The organism is Sphingomonas larreae (assembly GCF_051400595.1).
Taxonomy (GTDB): domain Bacteria; phylum Pseudomonadota; class Alphaproteobacteria; order Sphingomonadales; family Sphingomonadaceae; genus Sphingomonas.
This window is the reverse complement of the sequence record NZ_JBLFFI010000009.1, coordinates 29,964-54,840: the sequence shown is the minus strand read 5'-3', so window position 1 is coordinate 54,840 and position 24,877 is coordinate 29,964. Positions and strand designations below refer to the sequence as shown.

25 protein-coding genes are annotated in these 24,877 nt (G+C 66.2%); 15 read left to right on the top strand and 10 right to left on the bottom strand.

The window, feature by feature from the left end; genetic code table 11:
- Positions 1-284: 284 nt before the first annotated feature.
- Positions 285-1,295, bottom strand: a complete 1,011-nt coding sequence (locus tag ACMGDM_RS19495) for a cupin domain-containing protein (protein WP_436805794.1) — start codon at positions 1,293-1,295, stop codon at positions 285-287.
- Between the two features lie 109 nt (positions 1,296-1,404).
- On the opposite strand from ACMGDM_RS19495, the gene ACMGDM_RS19490 reads away from it, so the two are divergent.
- Complete coding sequence (locus ACMGDM_RS19490) at positions 1,405-3,276, top strand: alpha/beta fold hydrolase (protein WP_436805832.1); 1,872 nt, start codon at positions 1,405-1,407, stop codon at positions 3,274-3,276.
- 762 nt (positions 3,277-4,038) lie between these two features.
- Here ACMGDM_RS19490 and ACMGDM_RS19485 read toward each other — a convergent pair.
- Positions 4,039-4,797: an aspartyl/asparaginyl beta-hydroxylase domain-containing protein gene (locus tag ACMGDM_RS19485; RefSeq protein WP_436805793.1), complete on the bottom strand. Its 759-nt coding sequence runs from the start codon at positions 4,795-4,797 to the stop codon at positions 4,039-4,041.
- 318 nt (positions 4,798-5,115) lie between these two features.
- Here ACMGDM_RS19485 and ACMGDM_RS19480 point away from each other — a divergent pair, with 318 nt between their 5' ends.
- The 3 genes from ACMGDM_RS19480 to ACMGDM_RS19470 all read left to right on the top strand — a co-directional run bounded on the left by ACMGDM_RS19480 (position 5,116) and on the right by ACMGDM_RS19470 (position 7,532).
- Entirely contained in the window at positions 5,116-5,535 is a 420-nt protein-coding gene (locus ACMGDM_RS19480; protein WP_436805792.1) for an HAD family hydrolase, read from the top strand.
- Between the two features lie 681 nt (positions 5,536-6,216).
- A complete protein-coding gene (locus tag ACMGDM_RS19475; RefSeq protein ID WP_436805791.1) occupies positions 6,217-6,819 on the top strand; it encodes an outer membrane protein in 603 nt (200 codons plus the stop codon).
- Positions 6,820-7,004: 185 nt separating this feature from the next.
- A complete protein-coding gene (locus ACMGDM_RS19470; protein ID WP_436805790.1) occupies positions 7,005-7,532 on the top strand; it encodes a Dps family protein in 528 nt (175 codons plus the stop codon).
- 116 nt (positions 7,533-7,648) lie between these two features.
- On the opposite strand, the gene ACMGDM_RS19465 is transcribed toward ACMGDM_RS19470, so the two are convergent.
- The gene (locus tag ACMGDM_RS19465) at positions 7,649-8,518 is read right to left on the bottom strand and encodes an SDR family oxidoreductase (RefSeq protein WP_436805831.1); all 870 of its coding nucleotides are present in this window, start codon (positions 8,516-8,518) and stop codon (positions 7,649-7,651) included.
- Between the two features lie 92 nt (positions 8,519-8,610).
- Here ACMGDM_RS19465 and ACMGDM_RS19460 point away from each other — a divergent pair, with 92 nt between their 5' ends.
- A complete protein-coding gene (locus ACMGDM_RS19460) occupies positions 8,611-9,270 on the top strand; it encodes a hypothetical protein (protein ID WP_436805789.1) in 660 nt (219 codons plus the stop codon).
- Between the two features lie 264 nt (positions 9,271-9,534).
- Here ACMGDM_RS19460 and ACMGDM_RS19455 read toward each other — a convergent pair whose 3' ends face one another.
- The 5 genes from ACMGDM_RS19455 to ACMGDM_RS19435 form a co-directional block, all read right to left on the bottom strand.
- Complete coding sequence (locus ACMGDM_RS19455) at positions 9,535-10,026, bottom strand: cupin domain-containing protein (protein ID WP_436805788.1); 492 nt, start codon at positions 10,024-10,026, stop codon at positions 9,535-9,537.
- On the bottom strand, positions 10,023-10,541 hold the full coding sequence (locus ACMGDM_RS19450) for a VOC family protein (protein ID WP_436805787.1): 519 nt from the start codon (positions 10,539-10,541) through the stop codon (positions 10,023-10,025). Before ACMGDM_RS19450 ends, ACMGDM_RS19455 begins: the two co-directional genes overlap by 4 nt.
- Positions 10,538-11,386 (bottom strand): alpha/beta fold hydrolase, encoded by an 849-nt coding sequence (locus ACMGDM_RS19445; protein ID WP_436805786.1) that lies wholly within the window; start codon positions 11,384-11,386, stop codon positions 10,538-10,540. Before ACMGDM_RS19445 ends, ACMGDM_RS19450 begins: the two co-directional genes overlap by 4 nt.
- An 80-nt stretch (positions 11,387-11,466) precedes the next feature.
- Positions 11,467-12,096, bottom strand: coding sequence for a TetR/AcrR family transcriptional regulator (locus ACMGDM_RS19440; protein ID WP_436805785.1), 630 nt, complete (start codon positions 12,094-12,096; stop codon positions 11,467-11,469).
- A 69-nt stretch (positions 12,097-12,165) separates the two neighbouring features.
- Complete coding sequence (locus ACMGDM_RS19435; RefSeq protein ID WP_436805784.1) at positions 12,166-12,450, bottom strand: hypothetical protein; 285 nt, start codon at positions 12,448-12,450, stop codon at positions 12,166-12,168.
- Between the two features lie 421 nt (positions 12,451-12,871).
- Between ACMGDM_RS19435 and ACMGDM_RS19430 the strand changes: the two genes are divergently transcribed.
- The 8 genes from ACMGDM_RS19430 to ACMGDM_RS19395 all read left to right on the top strand — a co-directional run bounded on the left by ACMGDM_RS19430 (position 12,872) and on the right by ACMGDM_RS19395 (position 20,053).
- Complete coding sequence (locus tag ACMGDM_RS19430; protein WP_436805783.1) at positions 12,872-13,789, top strand: HAD family hydrolase; 918 nt, start codon at positions 12,872-12,874, stop codon at positions 13,787-13,789.
- Complete coding sequence (locus ACMGDM_RS19425; protein ID WP_436805782.1) at positions 13,777-14,496, top strand: phosphocholine cytidylyltransferase family protein; 720 nt, start codon at positions 13,777-13,779, stop codon at positions 14,494-14,496. Before ACMGDM_RS19430 ends, ACMGDM_RS19425 begins: the two co-directional genes overlap by 13 nt.
- Positions 14,493-15,596 (top strand): CDP-glycerol glycerophosphotransferase family protein, encoded by a 1,104-nt coding sequence (locus ACMGDM_RS19420; protein ID WP_436805781.1) that lies wholly within the window; start codon positions 14,493-14,495, stop codon positions 15,594-15,596. Before ACMGDM_RS19425 ends, ACMGDM_RS19420 begins: the two co-directional genes overlap by 4 nt.
- Positions 15,597-15,606: 10 nt before the next feature.
- A complete protein-coding gene (locus tag ACMGDM_RS19415; RefSeq protein WP_436805780.1) occupies positions 15,607-16,725 on the top strand; it encodes a CDP-alcohol phosphatidyltransferase family protein in 1,119 nt (372 codons plus the stop codon).
- A gap of 49 nt (positions 16,726-16,774) precedes the next feature.
- Entirely contained in the window at positions 16,775-17,242 is a 468-nt protein-coding gene (locus ACMGDM_RS19410) for a DUF2141 domain-containing protein (RefSeq protein WP_436805779.1), read from the top strand.
- A gap of 113 nt (positions 17,243-17,355) precedes the next feature.
- Positions 17,356-18,393 (top strand): diacylglycerol/lipid kinase family protein, encoded by a 1,038-nt coding sequence (locus ACMGDM_RS19405; RefSeq protein WP_436805778.1) that lies wholly within the window; start codon positions 17,356-17,358, stop codon positions 18,391-18,393.
- The gene (locus ACMGDM_RS19400; protein ID WP_436805777.1) at positions 18,390-19,289 is read left to right on the top strand and encodes a hypothetical protein; all 900 of its coding nucleotides are present in this window, start codon (positions 18,390-18,392) and stop codon (positions 19,287-19,289) included. Before ACMGDM_RS19405 ends, ACMGDM_RS19400 begins: the two co-directional genes overlap by 4 nt.
- Positions 19,286-20,053 carry an NTP transferase domain-containing protein gene (locus tag ACMGDM_RS19395; protein WP_436805776.1) on the top strand — a complete coding sequence of 256 codons (768 nt, stop codon included), beginning with the start codon at positions 19,286-19,288 and terminating at the stop codon, positions 20,051-20,053. Before ACMGDM_RS19400 ends, ACMGDM_RS19395 begins: the two co-directional genes overlap by 4 nt.
- Here ACMGDM_RS19395 and ACMGDM_RS19390 read toward each other — a convergent pair.
- On the bottom strand, positions 20,026-21,351 hold the full coding sequence (locus ACMGDM_RS19390) for a lipopolysaccharide biosynthesis protein (RefSeq protein ID WP_436805775.1): 1,326 nt from the start codon (positions 21,349-21,351) through the stop codon (positions 20,026-20,028). The two genes, ACMGDM_RS19395 and ACMGDM_RS19390, sit on opposite strands and share 28 nt — an antisense overlap.
- Before the next feature lie 113 nt (positions 21,352-21,464).
- On the opposite strand from ACMGDM_RS19390, the gene asnB reads away from it, so the two are divergent.
- On the top strand, positions 21,465-23,360 hold the full coding sequence (gene asnB / locus ACMGDM_RS19385) for an asparagine synthase (glutamine-hydrolyzing) (RefSeq protein WP_436805830.1): 1,896 nt from the start codon (positions 21,465-21,467) through the stop codon (positions 23,358-23,360).
- 74 nt (positions 23,361-23,434) lie between these two features.
- Positions 23,435-23,686, top strand: a complete 252-nt coding sequence (locus tag ACMGDM_RS19380) for a hypothetical protein (RefSeq protein WP_436805774.1) — start codon at positions 23,435-23,437, stop codon at positions 23,684-23,686.
- Here ACMGDM_RS19380 and ACMGDM_RS19375 read toward each other — a convergent pair.
- On the bottom strand, positions 23,632-24,801 hold the full coding sequence (locus tag ACMGDM_RS19375; RefSeq protein ID WP_436805773.1) for a putative hexosyltransferase: 1,170 nt from the start codon (positions 24,799-24,801) through the stop codon (positions 23,632-23,634). The genes ACMGDM_RS19380 and ACMGDM_RS19375 overlap by 55 nt on opposite strands.
- Between the last annotated feature and the right edge of the window lie 76 nt (positions 24,802-24,877).

The following is a 24,877-nucleotide window of genomic DNA, read 5'->3' as shown; positions in this document are numbered from 1 at the left end:
CGTGACGCCAACATGGCGCCGCGTTCCCCGATCGACGTCGCCTCATTCTAATGCGAGCTTGCCGAAGCAGACCGACCGTCGACCTCTGCCCCCTGCCACAGCCGCTACGGCCTATGCGATCGCATCCGAGAATCTCCGCTTCAGCGACTTAGCTAAACTAAGCGGCTCGCTGGCACACCGCCGGCGGTGGCGCCCGGCATTCCGACGACGATCGCAAAGACGTCAGCCTGCCACGCGGAGCGCACCGCTGGCACTCGGATTGCACCGGTAGCCGTGGCTCACGATCAATCCTGCGGGCGGTCCTCGAACAGGGGCATCGACGGTGCGTCGCCACCGCGCACGACAAAGGCGACCATGTCAACGGACGCGGTGTTGCGGAATGCGTGCGGCAGACCGACCGGCACGCTCAGAGTGTCGCCCGCCCCCATCAGGATCTCTCCGCCGGCCCAGCTAACCTCCAGCGTGCCGCTGTGCACGAAGACCACCTCGACCTCACGACGCGCGTGGCTCGGCACATAGGCGCCCGTACTCATCGTCAGTCGTCGTAGATTGAAGTCATGCGGCCACCAGCCCGCGATCGGTCCTGGTATGAAGCCGTCCCCCGTCGCCACAGGCGTAATCACAGGCGCCTCCTCAACGCCCTCACGTGCGAGCAGCGAGCGCGGATTGCCTGTCATGGCATCGGCCGAGACGACGCACTCCAGCAAGCGGTCCAGCGGCGGCGTCTTAAGCTCCGCGGCCTGGTCCTCGTCGGTACCCTCAAGCAATTCAACATCCTGGAGCTCGTAATCTCCCTTTGACGTGTCGATGAGACGACCGCCCTTAGCGAGCTTCAGTCCATGGCCTTGCGCCGCCTCAAAGACGGCGGGCGCCCAGGTCACCTTGCCGGGATCGTCCTGTCCCAGTACCGTGAAGAGGAAGCCAACCCCCTCGTCCAGCTTTTCGAAGCCACGGAACATGTGGATCGGCACCGACGCGACGTCGCCCGGAGCGATGTCGATGTGGCCGTCCTCCTTATTGGGGCCGAACGGCAGGCGCCAATGACCGGAGTGGACGACAAAAACCTCGGCGGTGTCGTGGCTGTGCTGAGAGTTGACACATCCGAACGGCTGCCGCGCCGCCCCGATGTTGAAACCATGCGGCTCGACAATGTGGACGTGCTGGTCCGCGCTCTCCGATACACCAGCCCCGATGATCGTGAAATTCTCCTTCTCCGTCGAGCCCGGCGTGCGCGTGTCGATGAAGGCCGTGCGGCACGGCACCAGATCGGCGTAGCGCACCAGCCGCGCCTTCATGGCCTGCTCAGTCCATTCCACTTCATATCTCCACTCACGGAACGCTATTGCATCCGAATGCAGAACAGGTAGATCAACGCTCTACCCAGCGCAAGGCAGCTTGAGCATCGTGAACGCGCAGTCAGAAGTGACATCGCATATTGCGGATACGATACCGCTGGTGCTGCTGCCGGGCACGCTATGCGACGAGGCCCTGTTCGCCCCCCTGCTGACGCGCCTCGCGCCCCGTCCGGCACAGGTTACGCCTGTCCGCTGGAGCGATGCCTCCCTTGCCGCCGAGGCCGTCCTCGCCGCTGCGCCTAAGCGCTTCGCCCTCCTAGGATTTTCACTTGGCGGCCTCGTGGCGCTAGAGCTGGCGCTCCGAGCGCCTGAGCGCGTAGCTGGCTTGGCGCTGATCGACAGCAACGCCCGGGCGCGGGCGGCAGGCCTGGGACCTGCCGACGTGTCGCCGCTCACGGCGGTCACGCGAGCCTGGCCCAAGCACGTCGCCGCCCACCGCAGCGGCGATGCCGATCTGCGGGACGCAGTAACAGCAATGGCTAAGCGCACGCCCGACCGGACGTTTGCGGCACAGGAGGAGCTGGCATGCACGCGCAGCGACAAGCGCGGGCGGCTCTCCAAGCTTTCGATGCCTGCCCTGGTGCTGGCCGGCGCGGAGGACGAACTCTGCCCACCAATCATGCAGCGCGAACTGGCCGACGGTCTTGCCGACGCAGAGTTAGTGCTGATCGACGGCGTGGGTCACTTCGCGCCGCTTGAGGCGCCTGAGGTGGTGGCCAAACACGTTTCTGTGTGGCTTGCCCGCGTCGATTTGGCATCAAGCATCCGATACGTTTCTGAAGCGACTGGGAGGGACCCGATGACCGAAGCGCCAACCGCCACGCCTGAAGCGCAGCAGACGGAGGCTCGCGTGCTCCAGGTGGAACGACGCGACTTTACGGAACTGGTGCCAACGGATCGCGCTCGTGCACAGGGCATGCGCGGCTTCGACCCCATCTACACCGACATTGTCGACTACATCGTTCGTTGCACGCACCGCATCTGGGACGAGCGTGACGTGGGCCTGATCTACACCCACTACACGCACAATTGCGTCGCCTATACGACGATGGGCACGATGTATGATCGTGAGACGCATATCCGCGACACGATCCAGCGGCTGGTGGAGTTCCCCGATCGGCGCGGGCTGGCGCAGCAGGTCATCTGGCGGGGCAATGACACCGAGGGATTCTACACCAGCCACATGACCCATGGTCAGGGTAGGCACAGCCAGTACGGGATGTACGGCAAGCCGACCGGACGCACCTTCCTGACTAGGACGGTCGCCGACTGCATGATCATCGAGAATAAGATCTACAAGGAGTGGATCGTCCGCGACAACATGGGCCCGATTATCCAGCTCGGACTCGATCCGCAAGCATACGCGACCGACATCGCCCGACGTAAGTTCGAGGCCGGTGAACCAATCATGGAGGTGGTAGAGAACCGCCGCCTACTCGGTCAATATCCCCCGGAGACGGAGGCAGACGTATCGATCGCGCACAGCGAGGACGAAGCACAGCTGCTGCGCGACCTGCACCACATCTACAACAAAAGAATGTTCGGCCGCATTCACGAACTCTACGCACCGAACTGCCAATGGCATGGTCCGCTCATGCGCGAGTACTACGGTGTTGCAGCCGTGCTGCAACAGACCATGCGGCTCGTCGCGCTCATTCCCGACGGCTACTTCGTGCCGCAGCACATCTGCTCGGTCGAAAGCGAGGAGGGCGGCACCAAGTACGCCATCCGCTGGACGCTTGACGGCCATCATCTCGGCTACGGACCGCTCGGCGCACCGACCGGACATCCGCTCTTCGTCATGGGCGTGACGCACTTGCACGTTCGTGACGGCAAGGTTATCGATGAGTGGGCGGTGTACGACGAGTTGTCAATGCTGGCGCAGATTAAGCTGGCCGAAATGCAACGTCAGGCAGGCTGAGGTCGGAAGCACCGACGCCGCGAACGACACCACTTCTGCTTGCTCGGTGGATTGGCAGCGCGAGGTGAACTTAAAGCAAGCTCACCCCCGCTGCCGCTGTACGCCGACCGATTAGGCTTTGGCCTTATTCCTGTGGGCTTTATGCACACGCGTGATCTTGGGACAGATATCCTAATTAAGGAGGCGCGGCAAAGCTGCTTCTTCAATCATCAAGTCTGTCACGCAACGCCTTCCCTACGTAGCCCGAGCAGCAGCTCGCAGGCGTGGCGCCCCGCCCGTCCGCGTCCTCTTTCCGCTCTGCAATTGCGGATCCGCAGCAGGCGCCGACATTGGGGGTCGTAGACCGCCTCGACTTCTCACGTCGGCAATGGGCGCGGCTCCGGCTGCGCCGCGTGCCCAGCGGTTTGGCGCCGACTCGGCGTAGCTACGCGGAAACTCGACTGCCATTTCTCACGTAGGACGCGCTACCCACCCCCGTCCGAAGGCAAAAAACGAGATCCAGAAGCGGTCGTCCCCGGCGCCCTTCCCGCCGTCCAACTCCGGCCGCTCACTCATATCGGCGTCCGCGCATATGGCCATTCCGCGCAGCTGTCCGGCTGGCTCAGCCGGGACGATTGCGGACAAGCTTCTCCCGTTTGGCTGGCAACAAATCGTAGATGATGCCTACCAACTTAAACGCGACCTTCGCCGTTAATTAAAACCGGTCAAACCGCCCAGCGGATTCTGAGGCAGGGATGAGTGACATCACAGCCTCGTGAGTAATCACAATCGATGTCTCTTCGGCGTCGCGCCAATGGAATGGCGTGCTTGCTGCACGTATTTCGTCAGGTTCATGAACTTAATGATGGCGTGTGCGAGCAGGCGGCCAGAGGCCTTCATCGGGCGGAGGACTTGAATAAACAGAATCGCCCGCGACTTATCGCTGTCGTTCCAAACTTCGTGCGGAAAGCTTTCGTCGAACATCAGGATCTCGCCGTTCGCCCAACCGCGTGTCTGATTCTCAACCTCGATGCGGCACTCCTCGACTCCCGCCGGAACGCGGAGACCGAGATGAATATTCAGCAGCGCCTTAGAAAACCCTTTGTGACGAGGGACATGTGTACCGGCGTCCATGACCGAGAAAAAGGCGGTCACGAGATCGGGTATGTCGTCTAACATTGCGGCGGTGTTCGGGCATTTTGCTTTGTTGGCGACCACTTCGTAGCCATGTGCTTCGAAGAAGAAACTACGCCACTTGTCGTCGGGAGCAATCCGTCGATGGTAGGCTGCGATCTGGCCGAGCGGCGGAATGACGTCGCGTTCGGTGGCAAGCGCATCATATTCCGCCTGGATAGCCAGCCAGTTTGCCCTCAACTGCTCGATCCACGGGAGCACCGCCGGATCGAGGATCGGCGTTACCGGGATCAACGAGGCGCGCTCGATGCGGCGATTCAGTGCCGGACGAAGCTTCTTGCCGAAACGGAGAACAGTGGAGTTGGAGCGCTTGCCGGCTTTGCCGACGGTCTGGACTTGGTCGTGCATTTATATGGCTCCACGGTTCGGACAGAACTTCGGCTCTGTGCTCATCTCCAACCCTAGGGCAAACTGCATTGACGTCCCAGCCCATTCGCTTGGAGAGGTAAGACAGGATTGGTGGCGTTTCTCAGGTTACGGCTACTGTGCCTCCGCTTCGCGACAGCAGGAACGGAAGGTGACATAGAAGCGGGTTGAGATGTCTGCGATTGTGGGCGCAGATGCACGGTAGCGGGTACCCTGCGGGTACGAGGGGCACGGCAGAAAGCGCCTGCCGAGAGCGCACGGGGTGCCGGGCCGGAGGGTATCTCCGCCGCGATCTTCACGTTGCGCGCAGAGGGACGATCGAGCACGCTGGAGCGGTCGCAATGGGTCGGACCGCGTTATGGAAAACATATTTTCCGGTTCCCATCTTTCCCTTTCCTGTTTGACCTGGACGGAACCATTCTCACGTCGATCGAAGCGTCGCGGAGAGTGTGGGGGCGGTGGGCGGCGCAGTTCGGCCTGGATGGGGACACGTTCTTGCCGAGCGCTCATGGCATGCTCATAAGGGAAGTCATCGCCGGACTGTCACTCCCGGACATCGATGCCGATCGCGACGCCGAAAACATTCTTGCTGCCGAGATGGTCGATCAGGACGACGTCGACCAGCTTGCGAAGCTTGAGCGGCGTCGCATCGATGTAGCCAGCCTCGATCGGCGGGGGTCATGCCTCAGGCTTTTGCGAGCTTTGCGCCCGCCGCGCTAACCTCGAGCAGGCCAACCGGTTGCGTCTGCTTGCGCGGTCCTCGACATAATTTCACCCGACATCGTTCGCGACGACCGCCGCGCTCTGTTCAGAGATCCGTAGTTCCTTACTGGTCGCATTAACGACGGGTCGCTCTCCCGACACGGCGCTCCAAAGCGGCCGGTCCGCTCTCCACCCGGACGCAGGCCCTCGAGCCCCCGCCCTGCCTCCTAAACAAACGTCCGGTTCTCGAGACAGACGGCTTAACAGCGGAGGAGGCCGGTATCCAACCAACCAAGCCACACCGACAGCTTCGCGGAACGCTCAGACGGATCGTTCGCCCAGATGAATGTGTGGCCGCACTTAGAGGTGCGCAGGCGCCGGGAACGACAGCTTCTGGATTCCCCGCGCGAGGAACTTTGGGCGCAACTCAATTTCTGCACAGGGTGAGCGGTAGCGCGCAAGCCGGCCGCCAATCCTCTCGCAACCCGATCAGTTCCGGTTCGCCTTGGAAGTCCTTCCCCCCAACAACTTCCCACTCCTAGCCGCGGGGATGATCCTGGTCGTTACCCGTATGATCAAGACCTCACGTTCGGATGATCCGATGCGCCCGCGCAGCTGAATGATGGTGGTGGCGTCGCCTCGTAGAAGTCGTTTGGTCAGCCGCACTGATCGACAGGCGGCGCAATTCGGAGATCAGACATGAAGCGCTTCCTCGTCGTGCCCGCCCTCGCCTCGATCGCGCTCGCCGGCGCCGCCCAGGCGCAGGACTTCAGCGGCCCCAGTGTCGGCGTCCAGCTCGGCTGGAACGAGGAGACCATCCGCAACCCGCGAACCGAGCTCGGGACGGTCGCCATCGACCAGAAGCGAGACAGCTTCGTCGGCGGCGTCTTCGCAGGCTACGACCAGCAGATCCTGCCGAACGTGGTCCTGGGCGTACAGGGCGACATCAACATCGCGGCCAGCGACGAACTCCGCCAGCGGAACGCCGCCTCGAACGTGAACTTGGATCCCAAGTACTCGTTCGATCTCACTGCACGTGCCGGCTACGTGGTCGCACCGGGCACCCTGCTCTACGTCCGTGGAGGCTACGCGAACGAGCGTGTCCGGACTACCGTCGCGGCGGCGAGTAGCACCACCACGGACGCGAGCAATCGCGACGGCTGGACGGTTGGCGGCGGCGTGGAGCGCGTCCTCTACGACAAGATCTCCGCTCGGGTGGAATACCGCTACGCCGACCTGAAGGACGATGGCGGCAAGTTCGACCGCCACCGCATCATGGTCGGTGCGGCCTACCGCTTCTGAGCTTTGGCGGTCGACGGAGGCAGGCGAGCGACCGCTCCTGCCTTCGCCGCCCGGAGCAGCCGACCGGCGGCCGGCACGAAGCACCCCCGGGCCGCTCCATTTGATCGACGGCAGCTGCATCGAACAGGCCGACGATACGCTCGCACGTGCAGCTGTGACCCTGCTCAAGAGAAGAAAGAGCAAGCATGACCCACCAGAACAGCACCGTCAGCCTCGGGCGACGCTTCCTCGCGACGCCCACCGACCTCGGCTCCGATGCCACTCGTGACATCTCGGCCGGCCTCGCGGGCCTGCTCGCCGACGTGTTCGCGCTCTACGTGAAAACGAAGAACTTTCACTGGCACATGAGCGGACGAAGCTTCCGCGACTTCCACCTGCTGCTGGACGAACAGGCCGAGGAAATCTTCTCGACTGTCGATCCCATCGCCGAGCGCGCGCGCAAAATCGGAGGTACGACCATCCGGTCGATCTCCGACATCGCGGGACGGCAGCGCCTGCTCGACAACAACGCCGAGTACGTCGACCCGATCGACATGCTGGCCGAGCTGCACGGCGACAACAAGCAAATCGTCTCCGAGATGCGCCGCGTGCACGAGCTCTGCGAGTCCTATTCGGACACCGCCACGACCAGCCTGCTCGAGAACTGGATCGACCAGGCGGAGCGCCGCTCGTGGTTCCTCTTCGAGACGTGCCGGGACGCCGTGGTGCGCTGACCGAGGATCGCCGCAAAGAGCGAACGCCACCGGCGCGCAACTGCGTGCCGGTGGCGTTCCAATTGTACGTGAAAGCGACCGCTCCGAGAGACGCCTTGTCCGGTCAGGACGGCGGATCAGGCGTTGAGACCACCGTCTACGGTGATGCCGGTACCGTTAATGTGCCTGCCGCCCGGTCCCGCGAGGAACGCGACGGTCGCAGCTACGTCCTCCGCGGTTCCGTAGCGGCCGAGCGCGATATTCGCTCGCTGGCTCTCGGCTCCCGGACCGTCGGCCGGGTTCATGTCGGTGTCAGTCGGTCCGGGATGGACGACGGTCACCGCGATGTCGTCCTCGCCGAGATCGCGGGCGAGCGCCTGGGTGAGCGCGAGAAGCGCCGACTTGCTCGCGGAATAGACCGCCACGTTCGTCTGCAGGACGCGCTCCGCCAGGCAGCTGCCAATGTTGATGATACGCCCTCCCCCCTTCAGGTGCGGGATCGCGACCTGCGACGCGACGATGACCGACTTCACGTTGACGTCGAGGATGGCCTCGATGTCCTCCAGCGACATCTCGGTAAGCGGTCCGCCGCGGGCGATACCTGCGTTGTTGACGAGCACGTAGAGACCACCGAGCTCCTCCACCGCCTGCGTGACAGAGGCCTTCACCTGAGCGGCATCCGCGCTGTCGGAGCGGATGACGACCGCCTTGCGGTCAAGGGCGCGGATCTCGGCCGCCACCGTCTCCGCCGCATCCGCCGACGCCTGGTAGGTCAGTGCGACGTCGGCCCCCTCCTCGGCGAGACGTCTCACGATCGCGGCTCCGATGCCGCGGCTGGCGCCGGTGACGAGCACCTTCCTGCCTTCGAGAGTGGCCACGTCGATTCCTTCCTTGCTGAGAAAGTGTTGCCCGGCATCAGCCGGCAAGCGGGCGGACGCCGTGGGCGTTTTGGGTCCGTGCCGTCGTCCGGCGAACGATCGCGAGAACGACGTGAGCGAGGAGCGCACCGACAACGGGCAGTGCCCGCACGCCGAGCCCGCACTGCAGCGCGATCGCCCCGATGGCCGCGCCGAGCGCGTTGCCGAGGTTTGAGGCGCCGATGTTCGTCGACGACGACAGGGCTGGGGGCATCCGCCGCCTTGTGGACGACCCAGAGCTGAAGCGGCGGCACCAGCGCGAACGCGGCCACGCCCCACAGCAGCATGACGGGCGCCATGATCGCCGTCGAGCCGACCGCAAGGGTCATGACCGCGAGGAGCAGCGGAATCGAGCTCAGCGCCACGACCATCGTACGCTCGAGATCACGATCGGCGAAACGGCCCTCGATCCAGTTGCCGAGTGTCATGCCGACGCCGAGGAGGACCGACATGGCGCTGACGTAGAGAGCGGAACCCGACGTACCCTCGTGAAGAAGCGTCGCTACGTAGGTCAGCGTTACGGACATGACGGCCGACTGGATGGTGGTGACGGAAAGTGCGACGAGCACGGATCGCGACATCATTGCACAGGCGTCCCTGCGCACCCCTATGCGAGCTTCCGCGCCGCTCGGCGGAAGGACGGCGAGAAGGATGAGCGCGGCCGCGAAGCCAACGCGGCGGTGGCGAGAAAGACGATCCTCCACCCGATCGCATTCCCGGCCCACGTCGCCGCCGGAACGCCGGCGACGATGGCCACGGCAAGCCCGGGGGCGGCGACGACCGCGTGCGCCTTGCGGGCGAACCTCGCCGTCGACAGCGTGACGAGCGGGGTCCGACGGTGACGCCGACGGTGTAGGCGGTGACCAGGACGCCCGCCGCCGGGATGGTGACGGCGAGATCCCGCGCCATGACCGGTAGCATGCCCATGGGTGCGAATTTGGTCACGCCTATCCCGAAGGCACCCACGGCGAGCGCGGGGATGGCGAGCTTGCTGGTCATGTTGGCTCCGCTGGCTTCGCAGCGTTAATGGGGACCGGTCGGTCCACAATCAAGGACATGCGACGGCGTTGCGGGCAGAGCCTCTTCGAGCGACCGCCCCGCGGTAATCACCGCGCCTGCGTGGGATCGTCGCTCGGGTTCTCGTAGACGGTGTCGGTCGGCCCCGTGCCGGTCAGCAGCACGACGACCGGCTCGGCCCCCGTCTTCGCGAAATGAGGCGCGTTAGTCGGCTCGGTGTAGACGGATCCGACCGGCAGCGTCTTGAGCTTCGCCCGATCGTACTTCGCCCCGAAGCCAAAGTGCCAGGTGCCCTTCAGCACGGTACCGATACGGTCACCGGAATGATGATGCGCAGGGATTTCGGCATTCGGGCCGACCTTGAGGAGCTGCGCGTACATGCCGGGCTTCGACGCGTCGCCTAGGATAGTGACGACCTGCACCTTGGCATTTCCGGAGCCACCTGCCCCTCCCGTCGCCTTCTCGACCATCAGTTCGGCGAGCGTCTTCTCGTAGTTCGGCAGCGTAGCGGGAGCTTCCTGCGCGAGCGCCGGCGCGACCGCGAGCATGCCAGCCAGCCCGATGACAGACAGCTTCTTCATCGTACTTCCTCTCTGGTGTTGGGTGGACGTTGGTCGTCCCCGGGTTTCTCTAGAAACTCGACGGTCACGCCGTCGGGACCCCGCACGTAGATGAGCCGCAGTCCCCTTCGATCGCCTTCGGCGACGGTCTGGACGCGTCCGACGGCATGCCACCCCTCCGCTGCGATCCGGTCGAGCAGCGCGTCGAGGCCGGACACGTAGAAGCCTATATGCACCGAACCGACGTCGCACGCGCGCGGGTGAAAGGAGCTGCGGTCGGCCGGCGCCGTGTACTCGAGCAGCTCGATGCCGTGTCCCGGCGCCTGCACCATCGCCAGTCGCATTGCCGCTCCGGGCACCCCCACCAGCTGCTCGATGAACTCCGTCGCCTCAAACTTCCAGGTGTAGAGGTGCTCGAACCCGAGCACCCTGATCCAGAAGTCGAGAGCCGCGTCGAGAGAGCTGACCGTGATCCCGGTGTGCTCGGCCGCGACGATCGAGAACGCGCCGGCTCCAGTCGATTGCGTGCCGATCACGAGCCTGTCCGTGACCAGAAGGCGTCGCACTCGCCCAGGATGAAGTCGGTCTTTTCCTCGAACACCCAGTGGCCGCAGTCCTCGATCACCCCGCCATGCGCGTAGTCTGAGAGGGAACGGGCGCTAGCGATGCAGTGCTCGCCGAACGATCGGCTGCCCGCCCATGCGAGCACTGGAATCTGCAGCTTCTCGCGCGCGAACTCCGCAAGCTGTGCCGATTTTTCGGGGATGAAGCCGTAGTGGTTGAGGCTGGCGCGCAGATTGCCGGGCTGCTTCATCTGCATCGCGTACGCCTGGACCTCCTCCTCGGAGATCGCCTCGGGATCGTAGGCGAAGTCGCGGAAAAAGTGCCGGAGGTACTGCTCTTCTCGACCTTCGATCAGGAAGCGGGCGACGTCCATGCTCGCGTGCATGCCGAGATGCCAGTACGGCACACGCGGATCGACGTAGCCGTCGTAGCTCAGGCCGAAGAACGGCGTCTCGATCGTCGCCAGCGACAGGGCGCGCTCCTTGGCCATGTACGCGAGCGCCACGGACGGCGGGCCACCAAGATCGTGGCTCAGGATGTGGAAACTGTTGGCTCCTTCGACGTCCGCCAGTTCCAGCAAGTCCCGGGCGATCGTCGCCGGCAGGTAGTCGGCGTAGGGCTTGTCGCTGTCCGCATAGCCACGCAGGTCGGGTGCGATAAAGCGATAGCGCGTTGCCAGTCGCTCGAAGAAGGGCGTGAACTCGCGATGGTTTTGCGGCCAGCCGTGAAGGCACAGCACGGCGGGCCCGGTTCCCGCCGTCACGTAGAAGAGCGTGATGCCGTTCACCACGGCACGCCTGCGCTGCAGCTCCGCCATCGCCCATCTCCCGAAAGTCGTTCGGGAGGTGTGGTGCGCCGTTCAGCCGGTAAGCGACATCATGCGCTCGGCACCGTCCTTCATACCTTGGTGTAATGTAGACTGGAGTCCGGCATGAACGCGGCGTTCGGCTCCGGCCAGGATCGCAGGAAGACCTCCGCCACCCTTGCGAGCTCGTCATGCGAGGCGCCCGACCTTGCCTGCACGGCCATTCCCTGGATCATCGTCTGCACAAGGGAGGCAGCCTCGTCGGCGCTCGCACCGGACGGCAGGTCCGAGCCGCCCGACACCTCGGCGAGCCGCACGCCGAGCGCGCGCCTGAACGCCTCGCGCTCCTCCACCAGCTTTAAACGGACCCCGTCGCTCTCGGGCGAGCAGGCCAGTGCGGCGTTCGTGACCAGGCAGCCGCGCGGCGTATCGTCGCCAGCATGCAGCGCGGCCATTCCGCGAAGCAGGGACGCCACGATGCTGCGAGGCGTCGTCTCGGCGAGAGCCCGTCGGCGGAAGTCCAATTGGCGATCGTCGTACGAGGCGACGACCTTGCGGAACAGGTCCTCCTTGCTGCCGAAGGCCTTGTACAGACTGGACTTTGTGAGACCGGTGTGAGCGAGCAGTTCACTTAGGGACGTGCCCTCGTAGCCACGATCCCAGAAAAGGCGCTTCGCCCGATCGATAACCACCTGCTCGTCGAACCCGCGCGGCCGCGCCATCAGCCTCCTCCTCGGTCGCCGTCAAGGAGATATGGACCGAACGGTCCCGACGCAACGGCGCGGTCCTGATCAGCGCTCGGCGGCCCCTGATAAGGCAGCGGCGATCTCGCGTTTCCGCTCCGACGCCCTGGTTGTCTTCCGCCCGTGGTACAGGGACGTTAGATAGCCCTGCCGAACGCCCTCATGCTCAGGCGAACGCTCGAAGAGCGCCAGTGTCGACCTTTGCTCCATCGGGGGCGGGACGCGATCGTAGCCGTCCGCCTGGCCGAGCACCTTGACGCTGAATGCCTCACCGTAGGTGGTAAGACCTCCGTCGACTTGCCGGTCTATCGTCTCGACCAGCTTCCTGATCACCTACGCGCTGCGGCGACCTCGCCTTACCGCGAGCTCGTCGGCCAGCGAGAATTGACTGCCCAAGCAACATCCGCTCCAGCAACCGTCATGACTACCGCCGAGGCGTGAACGCGGACCCTTCGTGCGCGAGACAGGACGCCGACGAGCGTTGCAGAGCTCGACCTCGTCTTCATGGCTTCACCGCTGCTGCAGGACTACGACGTCATTCGCGTCCGCTCCGCAACCGGTCCGGTAGCCGGACGCGGTGGGCCGCACGCTGACGTCATGTCATGAGTACCTATCTCCGGTGCCGCTGCGAGGTGGCCATACACGGGTGTGATTGACCGCCGGGTGCAGGCCGCCTCTAGAACACGTGTCCCGAGCAACGTAGTCCACCTTCCGCCACCGTCATGATCATCCGCCTACCACGCCGCACGACGGCTTGCTCCGCCGCTGCGGCCGCGCAGCCGAACTGCACCGCGATCACTTCATCGCGACCTCTTCGACGATCGTGCTTGCAGAGTCGGGCTGGCGCACGAGATCACTGCATCATGCACCAGACGCATTTCCCACGTTCGATCCTCCAGAAGCCCCACCTCGCGGCACTTCCCGCGGCGTCCTGCGCCGTCCGGATGAGCGCTTCCTAATCGTGCGCGTCGCTTTCTACGATCTGGACAGGACCGTCACGCGCCTTCCTACGTGGACGGCCTTCCTCGTGTTCGCAGCGCTCCGCAGAGCCCCGTGGCGCCTCGGCCTCCTCCCGGCCGTCGCGATGGCGGCGCTGGCCAAGCGGGCCGGCCTGCTCTCGCGCGATAAGCTCAAGGAATTGATGCATGCCTTTATGCTGGGCCGATCCCTTCCCGCCCTGGCGGAAGCCAGCCTCGCGGAAGCCTTCGCCAGGCGGGTTCTCGCACGGAACGTGAGACCAGGAGCACGCGCGAGGATGTCCGCAGACCGGAACGCCGGCTACCGCGTCGTGCTCGCGACCGCCGCGCACCGCTTCTACGCCGAACCGATCGCACGCGGCCTCGGGATCGCCGACATCGTGGCGACCGAGGCCATGCGCTCGGCCGAGGGCGATCTCCTCAACAGGCTGGCAGGCGCGAACGTCTACGGTCGGGCCAAGCTCGCGGCCGTGGAGAAGTGGCTTGCGCGCGAGGGGATGGCACGCGCCGGCACGACGATCCGCTTCTACAGCGATCATGCCACCGACGCCCTGTGCCTCGAGTTCGCGGACGAGCCCTTCGTCGTGAACCCGGATCGCCGGTTTCGCCGAGAGGCGCAGGCAAGAGGCTGGCAGGTCCTCGACTGGAACGTGCCCGGCGAAGCGTTGCGGGAGGAGAATGCATGCGCGCGGTGATCCTGAGCGCCGGCCGGGGGTCGCGCCTGCTGCCCCTGACCGAACTCATGCCGAAATGCCTCGTGCCGGTCGGAGGACGCGCCATCCTGGATCATCAGCTCGACGCGCTCGCCGAGGCCGGGGCGGACGCCGCCATCGTGGTCGCAGGCTACCGCTACGATCAGGTCGGCGCCCATCTCGCCACTCAACGCCCGTCCCTGCCGGTGGAGCTGCGCTTCAATCCCTTCTGGGCCGTCTCGAGCAGCATCGGCAGCGCGTGGATGGCGCGAGACGCCTTCCGCGAGCCGTTCTGCCTGCTGAACGGCGACACGACCCTGACCGGCGACATCCTGCACCGGGCCATGAACGTCACCGTCGAGAGCGTCGCGCTCGTCGTCGAGCCGCTGGGCCAGGCGGCGGCGGACGACATGCTGGTCCGGGTGGAAGGAGGTAGGGTAGCTGCCGTATCAAAGGCGGTGCCGCCCGAGTTTGCGACCCATCGGTCGCTCGGCGTGGTGCTGGGCGCGCGGGGCAGCGGCTACGGCGCGGTGCTGGAGAGGGTCATCGCGGGCGAGAACGGGATTCAGGCCTACCACCACGACGTCGTCGCGGCGCTGGCGGCGCAGGGCCAGGTGACGGCGATCGTAGAGGACGGCGGCGGCTGGGCGGAGATCGATCGGCCCGAGGACATCAGCCGCTGGGCCTCGCGCAGGGGCGCGGACGCTTGAGGCGAAGCGTCAGCTTTCTCCTGCTCGGCGAGACGCTGCTCGTTCCTCACCTCTTCCCGATCGTCGAGGCGGTGGCGAAGCGGGCAGCGGACGTGGCCATAGACCTTTGGATCTCCAACGTCGGACTCGAGGCAGTGCTGCAGCCCTGGATCGCCGACCTACCGACAGTCCGCCTGCGTCGCGCACCGGGCTTCCGGCATGACGCCCGCCTGCCATCGAAGCTGCCGATGCTCGCGCGCCTGGTGCCGCATCTGGCGCGTACGCCCGTCGTCGTGTGCGCCGAGCAGACGAGCCTCTGGCTACCTCGCCTCCTGCCCTGGCTGCCAACGCGCTTCGTGAAGACCTCTCACGGCGTTGGCTCGATGAGCGCGCGGGACGATCCCCGCCGAATGGCCGCGCACCGTACGCTCGTGCCGAGCGAGAAGGAGCGCGCGACCTATATCGCACGCGGGATGGCGGCAGACCGGATCGTGGCCACTGGCTACGTCAAGGCGGCCTTCCGCCATCGCACCGCCGCGAGGTCGCTCTTTGCGGATGACCGCCCGACCGTGCTGTATGCCCCTCACTGGCAGCCTCACCGGTCCTCGTGGCCCGCGTGGGGGCGCCGCGTCGTCGAACTGCTTGCGGAACAGGCCGAGTGGAACGTGATCCTGGCGCCGCACCAGCGCCTTTTCGAGCGGGCACCGGAGGTCCGCGGCGTCCTTGCTCGGGTCGCCGGCCTTCGGCACGTGCACTGCGACCTCGACAGCTTCTCGATGGTGGACGGCAGCTACACGTCGGCCGCGGACATCTACCTCGGCGACACGTCGAGCCAGCTCATGGAGTTCCTGATGCGACCGAGGCCCGCAGTCTTCCTCGATCCGGATGCACGCAGCTGGCGCGACGATCCGAGCTACGCGATGTGGCGTGCCGGCGAGGTCGTCACGGATCCCGCCGACATCCTGTCGGCTACCGCCCGTGCGCCGGAACTGCACGCCAGCTTCCAGCAGATACAGGTCGAACTGGCGGCGGACGCGCTCGGCGACGTGAGCGGCGCTGGCGCAGAGCGGGCCGCGGACGAAGTGCTCCGGGTGCTCGCCACGGTCGGTTTACGAAGGTAGGGGCGCGACGATGCGGTCAGACGAAGCTCCGCCGGCCCTGGTGCCGGTCAACGACAATCCGACTCCGATATGGGGAATGAGCTCGCGCGAGCGGGTCCGGCGCATCGCCGCCGGACGAAATCTCCCCTTCGACGACGCTCCGACCTCGGGCACGGCGATCCTCGCGGATCTCCGCTACGCCTTCGACCCTGCCTGGATCGCCTGGCTCCAGAAGCGCCCTGGGACGGTCGTGACCCGCGAGGGCGTGCCGGTACTGGCGCACGTGCCTGCCGAGGACCTTGCCGCGTTGAAGGTCGCGATGACCTCGGGAGCGCCGCTTGCCACCGATCTCCAGATCGTGCCGGCTGAGCGGGACGAGGGCATATTCAACGAGGCGCTCCGCAAGCGCGAGCGTCCGTTCGTCGAGCGCCTCGTGCCCGCGAACGTGCCGCTTATCGAGCGGGCGAGCTACGTCGGCGCCTACAAGGGCGTCACCGACGTCCTCACCAAATATCTCTGGCCCGAGTGGGCCTTCGCACTTACCCGCGTCGCCGCGCGCCTCGGGGTCACGCCCAACGGCGTCACGGCGATCGGGTCCGTGCTTTGCATCGTGGCCACCGTCGCCTTCTGGCACGGCTGGTTCTGGTCGGGTCTCGCCACCGGGCTGCTGTTCATGGTGCTGGACACCGTCGACGGCAAGCTCGCGCGGTGCACGATCACCTCGTCGAAGCTCGGCAACGCTTGGGATCACGGGGTCGATCTCGTGCATCCGCCGTTTTGGTGGTGGGCCTGGGCGGCGGGGTGTGCGCCCTATGGCCGTCCGCTGGAGGACTCCACGTTCTGGGGCGTGATGGCCGCCATGCTGTTTGGCTATGTCGCACAGCGGCTGATTGAGGGTGCGTTCATTGTGCGCTTCGGCATGCACATCCACGTGTGGCGCCGGTTCGACAGCTGGTTCCGGCTGTTCACCGCCCGCCGCAATCCGAACATGGTAATCCTCTTCGCTCTCCTGCTCGTTCGCCGTCCCGACTGGGGGATCGTCGCGGTGGCCGCCTGGACCATGCTGTCGCTAGTGGTCCATCTGGTCCGCCTCCTGCAGGCGATGGCGGCCGCGCGTGGTGGCCGCAAGCTGACGAGCTGGCTTGCATGAGCAACTGGGCTTCGCTTGCGGAGGCCGGCGCCGAAACCATATCGCGCTCATGACTCGCATCGTCAGACTCGCCGCCGGCATCGCCGGCATAGCGCTAGCCGTGCCCGCCACCGCCCAAGGGGGCGCCTGTGTCGGCACTCGTCAGCCCGGCAGCGTGCGCCTCGCGCTGATCGCTACCGGTGTCCGTAACACGCAGGGCGAGGTGGCCTTCACGCTCTACCCGGACGACTCCCGACGTTTCCTAGCGAAGAAGGGCAAGCTCCTTCGTGCCCGCGTGCCGAGTCGCTCACCCGAGACGACCGCCTGCTTCTGGGTGATGCCGGGCCATTATGCCGTGGCAACCTATCACGACGAGAACGGCGACCGTCATTTCAACCGAACGCTTTTTTCCGTGAAGGAGGGGTTCGGCTTTTCCAACGACGCGCCGACCACTTTAGGACTGCCGAGCTTCGAGCGGGTGCGCTTCGCCGTTCCTGGCGAGACGGAAATCAGGATCAGCACACGGTATTCGCGCTGATCTGCTTTAGTCGTACCAAGGTATGATTGGCGCCAAGCCTCTAGCCTGCCACATTTCCGCCAGTATCGGACGTACAAGGAAAGTGTGACAGTTTCGTGAGGAGCGACGTTCAGATGATCCCCGGGATCGGCAACGTGGCGGCGCTGGCGCCGGTCGCGGCAGGTGGTCTGCTGAAGGAACTGGCGTTTCCGCAGCCGCTTGACCGTGTCGCCCGGCTCAGCCCGCCCATGCCGGCACCTGCGCGCGTCGGCATCATCGGCAATCCGCGAAGCCGTCGCAACCGGAACGTCTCGTTCCTCCGCAGGACGGAGGGCGAGGTCCTCACTCACGCCCCGTCTTCGCAGGAGGAGCTTGCCGAGACGCTTGCGGAACTCGCCGCACGCCGGGTGGAGCTGCTCGTCATCGACGGCGGCGATGGGACGGTTCGCGAAGTGCTGACCGCGGCGCCAAAGGCTTTCGGGACCGGGCTGCCCCCGATCGCGGTGATCCCCTCGGGCAAGACGAACGCGCTGGCGATTGACCTCGGCATTCCCGCAGGGTGGACGGTTCGCGACGCCAGGGCTGCGCTTGCCGAAGGGCGTACCATCGAGCGCTCGCCGATCGAGATCAGTCGCGAGGACGGCACCTCCCTTCGTGGCTTCCTCTTCGGCGCGGGCGGGTTCGTGCGGGCGACGGAACTCGCGCAGCGCACGCATGCGATCGGTGCCTTTGGCGGGATTGCCGTTGGTCTGTCGATCCTGGGCGCACTTGTCCAGACCGCGTTCGGAACCAGCGGCAATCCTTGGCGGGCTGGCACACGGATTCAGCTGGAGGATCTGCAGGACGGGACGACGTGGGAGGACGACCTCTACGTCCTCTTCGGCTCAACGCTACGCCGGCTGCCGCTCGGTGTGCGGCCGCTCGGCGCCAACGCCGAAGGTCTGAACCTCCTGGCCGTAGAGGCGCCGCCACGGCTTTTGCCTATCGCCGCGCCCGCGATCCTGGCCGGTCAGGAGGGCGGCTGGCTCGAACGTGCAGGCTACCACCACCGCCACGACGTTCCTTCCTTCAGGCTTCGGCTGGACGGAGGCTTCGTGCTGGATGGCGAGGCGTACCCGGCCGAGGTCGTGACGATCCGAACGGGGACGCCGATCCGCTTCGTCACGGCGTGAACGCGCTCGGCGACATGGTTGAGGCGGAGCTGGCCCGGCCGGTCTCCTCCACGATCCGCGACGCGGCTCACGCGATCGCACGACGCATGGGCGGAGCGGCCGTCCTCTTCTACGGCTCCGTCCTCCGCACCGGTGATCTCGACGGCGTGCTGGACTTCTACGTCCTGCGCGCCCCGGAGGAGCGAACGAGCCTGCTGAGCCGGCTGATCTGGCCGGACGTGAGCTATCACGAGGTGGAAACCGGAGGGCGAACCGTACGCGCCAAGGTGGCGTCCATGCAGATCGCGACATTCGAGCGTGCCGCCAGGGGCGCGACGCTGGACACGACGATCTGGGCCCGCTTTGTGCAGCCATGCGCACTGATATGGGCACGGGACGAGGCGATTCGCCGCCGCGTCGCCGACGCCGTCGCCCATGCGTCAGTGACCGCCGGCTGGTTCGCGACGCTGCACCATGAGACGTCGGGCGAGGCGGGCGACTTCTGGCGCGGCCTGTTCCGGGCGACCTACTCCACCGAGCTGCGCGTCGAGGCCCCCGGGCGTGAGGACCAGATCCTGAGCTACGACCGACGCCGCTACGACGATCTCCTGCCTCTCGCCTGGGGAACCGGTGGCATCGAATTCGATCAGGAAGGCGGGCACCTGTCCCCGCGACCGACGGAGCGGCAGATGCGCGCGATCGCCTCGGCCTGGTTCCGGGTGGCCCGTGCCGGCCGATCAATCAACCTGGTCCGCCTCGTGAAGGCGGCCTTCACCTTCGAGGGCGCGGCAAGGTACGGCCTTTGGAAGATCGAGCGCCACACCGGCGTGCGCATCGCCCTGACTCCCTTTCGCGAACGTCACCCGATCCTGGCCGCGCCAGGCGTGTTCTGGCGTGTGTGGAGACGTCCGTCGTGATCGCGTCGGCGCTCGTCCTCGCCGGATCGCGCGGCGACGGGGATCCGGTCGCGGCCTACGCGGGAGTGGCGGAAAAGGCTCTAGTCCCCGTTGGCGACTGCTCGATGCTCGCCCGCGTCCTCGCCGCCCTTCAAGACGCCGGCGTCCGGAAGGCAGTCGTGTCGGCGAACGCTCCCGCGGTTCTCGCAGAGGCCGAGCGCCACGGCGCCACGTGCATCGCGGCGGCGGCTGGCCCCAGCGCCAGCACGGCCGCGGCGCTCGACAAATTGGGAGCTCCCCTTCTGGTGACCACGGGCGACCACGCGCTTCTGCGACCCGAGTGGATAGTCGACTTCGTCAGGCAGGTTGAGGCCGGAGTCGACGTCGCGGTGCTGCTGGCGCGGCGCGAAACGATCGAGCGCGCGGCTCCTGGATCCCGACGTACCTATCTTCGCTTCTCGGACGGGGATTGGTCGGGCTGCAACCTCTTCCTGCTCGCCACGCCTCAGGCCGACAGGATGATCCGGCTCTGGCAGGAGGTGGAACGCGACCGCAAGAGACCCTGGCGGATCGTTCGGCGGCTCGGCCCCGGCCTGCTCGTGCGGTATCTGCTCGGGCGGCTCTCGCTCGCCGAAGCCGTCGCCCATCTGGGTCGACGCGCAGGGGTGGTGGCGGCGATCGTCGAGGCGAAGGATGGACTGGCGGCGGTCGACGTCGACAAGCCTGCCGATCTCGACCTGGTCCGCCACCTCGTCGGTCAGGCAGAGGCGCGCGATCTCGCATAAGTTCGAACGGTGGCGCCGAGGAGGATCGCACCGGATAGCGACGCGCCGAACACGCCGATGGCCGCTCCCGCGGCACCGATGCGCGGCAGCAGGACCAGGGACAGCGTGAGCTGAGCCGCGACACCGGCGGCCCGGGCCGTCATCGCCGCGCCGGACCGGTCGGCGGCGAGAAGGACTGGCTCAAGTCCGACCACGGCGAGGTCGATCGAGCCTGCGGCCGCAAGCCACATGAGGAGCCAGTACGCGCTGCCGTAGCTTTCATCTCCGCCCACCAGGACGAGCAGGGGTCTGCCGACGATCGCGATAAGCAGCAGGATCGCGACCGCGCCGAGTGCGCTCGCCCTGATCATGCGTGTCAGAACCGCGGCTATCTCCGAGGGCGCGACACCACGTACGGCCCTGACCACCTCGGGGAAGGCAGCCCGTGCGATGAGCTGGGCAAGCTTCGCCAGTGCCTGTGCGATTTGGAGCGCCAGCCGGAACGCGCCCGCCGCGACCGGACCGGCGAAGCCGCCGACGAGCAGCAGCGGAAGCTGCTTGGTGGCGAGCCCCAGCGAGGAGACGAGATTGCTGTTGAGGAGAAACCGCCCGATGTGCGGGTTCTCGGCTCGGACCCGCCTCCCAATGCGCGCACGCCACATCAGAGCGGCGTCGCCGCTGCGGACGAGCAGAAACCAGTAGGCGGCCGCCGTCGCGATCTCGGCCACGCTCCACGCCCAGAGGAAGGCGTGGAGCGTAGGCAGGAGAGCTGCCGCCAGGATCGCGCCGACGAAGCGCACGATCGGCGTGACGCTGTCCGCCATTGCGGCCTCGCGAAAGCGGTCCGACAGCCTGAGAATGCCGATCGCCGTGGAGCGGATCGACAGCAGCTGCGCGGCCGTAAGGACGATCGTGTCGCGGAGCAGCGCGGCGGAGATGCCGAGCCGGTCGCGCCAGACCGCAAGGATCACCGTCGCGAGAAGAAGGCCGAGCACCGCGCTGGCACCGTCAAGGAGCATGCAAAGGCGGTAGAGCCGCCCGAGCGCCTCCTCGTCTGCCGCCGTGCGGTGATCCATTCCAAAGCGGACCACAACCTGCCACGTTTGGAAACCGGCGAGCACCGCGAGCGCCTGTGCGGCTCCGCCCACGAGCGCGAACCGACCGAAGTCGGCCATGCCCAGAGTACGGGTCGCAAGACCGAGGTAAAGTAGCGACAGCACTGCGAGGACGCCGCGGCTGGCCAAGAGCCAACTGAGATTGCGCAGCGCTGCGCGGATCGCACCGCCGCCGTCCTTCGACTGTCCTGAACCCCGGTCCATGCGGGACGGCGTAGGAGGCGCGCCGCCCGCCGGCAAGGCGACGGTGACACGGGGCCGGGTCGCGGCTAGACGCCTGCGCGAACTGCTCATCAGGTCAACGAGGGGGAAAAGTCATCTGCGGGATAGCCGGTCAGTATGCGCCAGGGCTGGAGGCGATCGATCCGGCGTCGGTCACCCGGCAGTGCGACACGATCGTCCACCGCGGACCCGACAGCCAAGGCTCGTTCGTCGACCGCGACTTCGGCTTCGGCATGCGCCGGCTCAGTATCATTGACCTGGCAGGCAGCGATCAGCCAATCTTCAGCGACGACGGCCGCCACGTCATCGTCTTCAACGGCGAGATCTACAACTATCGCGCGCTGCGCGCCGAGCTGGCCGCTCTCGGGCATCGCTTCTCGACGAACGGCGACACCGAGGTGATCCTGGCGGCCTGGCGCCAGTGGGCCGAGATGGCCTGGCACCGCCTGGACGGCATGTTCGCGGCGGCCATCTGGGATCGCACGTCGCGGCGCCTGACCCTCGCGCGGGACCATGTCGGCATCAAGCCGCTTTACTACACGTGGCAGGACGGCCGGCTCGCCTTCGGCTCGGAGCTTAAGACCCTGCTGACCCTGCGGCATCTGCGCTTCGATCCCGATCCGCGGTCCGTCCACGACTACTTCAGCTTCGGTCACGTTCGAGGGCCCCGGTCGATCTACAGTCAGGTCGCCGTCCTGCCGCCCGGACACGTTCTGCGGCTCGACGCGGGCGGAGCTCCGCATGTCCTGGAGTTCTGGCGTCCGCGCTACCGGTCACTGGACGCCCCCGAGGCGATGGACTGGATCGAGGAGTTCCGCACCGCCTGGCTCGGTGCGGTGCGATCGCAGATGGTCGCCGCCGACGTGGACGTCGGCGCCTTCCTGTCGGGTGGGGTCGACTCGTCGGCGGTGGTCGCCGCGATGGCACGGCAATCGGACCGGCCGATCAGGACGTTTACGATTGGCTTCGCCGAGCGCGCATATGACGAATCGCCCTATGCCGAGGCGGTCGCCCGCCATCTCGGGTGCGTGCACCGGACGCACCGGGTGGATCCGCAGAAGGCCTGGCGCGTGCTGCCGCAGATTCAGCGCGCGTACGACGAGCCCTTTGCCGATCCCTCGGCTGTGCCGACATGGTACCTCAGTGAACTCGCCGCCAGCGAGGTCAAAGTCGTGCTCTCGGGAGACGGCGGCGACGAGCTCTTCTTCGGCTACAAGCGGCATCTCACCGAACGACGCATCGGACAGCTGCCAGCGGTCGTCCGACGCGGCATGCGCGGCTTCGCGCACCTGCCCCCTTCCTCATGGTCCGGGCTCAACAGGGTCATGCAGCGATGGCAGAAGACCGCACGCAGCGCCGGCCTTCCCACTGGCGTAACGCGTTTTTTCTCAAAAACGCAGATTACCAGTCCGGAACTCCGCCGTCGTCTGTTCACCGGAACGCTGCTCGACGGCCGGGATCTCGACGGCGCCGTCCTGGCGCTTTCTGCCGAGTACTACCCCGATCCGGCATCTGTCTCCGCCGACGGGCTCGAGCAGTTCGCCATGGCCGACCTGCAGCTGAACCTGCCATCTGCCATGCTGACCAAGGTCGATCGAGCGAGCATGGCACACTCGCTCGAAGTGCGCGTGCCTATGCTGGCGCAGTCGATCGTGTCTCTCGCACTTGCGATGCCGGCAGACGTCAAGCTGCGGAACGGGACGGGCAAGTACCCGGTCAGGGCCGCGGTCGCGCCATGGCTGCCTGACGGCATTCTCGACCGTCGCAAACAGGGGTTCCAGATGCCGGTGGGCGAGTGGTTCCGGGGCGACCTGGACGGCTTCGCCCGCGAGCTCTGGCGCGAAAGCGGGGTTGCCGCCGCAGGCTACCTGAACGTCGCTGCGGTGGAAGCCACCTTCGAGGAGCATCGGACGGGTCGTCGCGATCACGGCAGGCTGCTGTACGCCCTCTCTCTCTTCTGCCTTTGGTGGCTGGGACGCAACACGTACTGACCGATCTGCATCCGGGTCGAATGAACGGCGTGCGAGCCCTTGTGCGGTTTCGTGCGAGGATCGATCTTCTCGCAATGCTCACCTACGATCGCCCGTCGCCTGCAGGACGCCTTGCGCTGGCTCTGTTAGGATTCGTCATCCTGGGGCTGCTCGGCTGGGACGTCGCCGACGGCGTGATCCATCTCGGCGGCCGCGACGTGACCCGGCGGGCGAACCCGATCATCTTCTGGCTCGAGGCGGTCTGCATCACTCTCGTCGGGCTGACCGTGCTCTATCTCGCGGTATTCGGTCTGCGCCGGCGCAGGGCAAGTCGCGTACGTTCCTGAACCCCTAGCCTTACGCGCAGGCCTGTCCCGAGAGGCGCCACCTTGGCGCCAAACTCGCGAATAGTTAGAAACAGGGCCGACGTCATGATCAGCGCCCCGACCAAGGCGCCGCCCGTGAGATGGACGAGGAAGGTCGCATAGGCGAGCAGCGAGGCCAGCTGCACCAGAATGGCGATCCGGACGGCTCGCCGCGACGGAGAGGCAATCGCGTACGCGAACGACAGCACGTCCGCGAGGAAGAAGTAGCGATTGTGCATCTTCGGCAGAACGTAGGGGACGAGCATCGCACCGGTGAGCGCCACCAGCAGGACGCGCCGGGGATCGTCCAACCGGTCGCGCGCGGCGAAGGCGACGACCAAGACGGCGACTGCCGCCAGGATCAGCCCCACCGCCACGCCGGGACCGTATGGCACATTCGGCGCCACAGCGCGCAGCACCTGCCACATGTTGGGCACCGAGCGCGCGAGATCGTGGAAGTACTCGCCCTGTGCTAGGTACAGCAGCGCGAGATCACGAACCGGACGACCGGCCAGCCACGCCGGAACCATCATGGCGGCGCAGGCGGACGGCATGAACGCCAGCGTCCACCAGCGTCCGCGTGACGCCAGCAGCGTGGCGAGAACAAGAGGCGCTACGAAGACGGCCTGCAGCTTGAAGGACACCGCCATTCCCGTAGCGAGCATGGCGAGCGGAATGCGTCCGCGTGCGACCGCGCCTACCGCGACGAGCACGAAGCCCGCATAAAGTGCGTCGCATTGCCCCCATGCCGGCCCGTTCGCGACCACTGTAGGTACGATGAGTAGCAGCAGCGCGCCGCGCCGCGCGGTGTCCCTGTCCACGACTGCGGCGAGGAGCCAGCGCATACAGCCGGCGAGGAACAGCGTGCCCACGATGGACACCAGCTTGATCGCGACCAGCTGCCCGGTCAGCGGCGCAAGAAGGGTGGCGAGCGACAGCAGGTAGAGATAGGGCGGCGCGTATTCGGAGAAGACGTCCCCCAGCGCTGCAAAGCGCCCATGTTCGATGAGGTATGCGGTCCAGTGCAGCAGATGCTGCCGGATGTCGCCGTTGGAGAGCGGCAGACAGGCGACGTAGAGGATCACCGCCAGCAGCACACAGAGTGCCGGTGCAGGCCACCTGAAGGTCCTGCCGCCGGTGAGCGCGTTCCGCACCACGGGGCGGCCAGGCTCG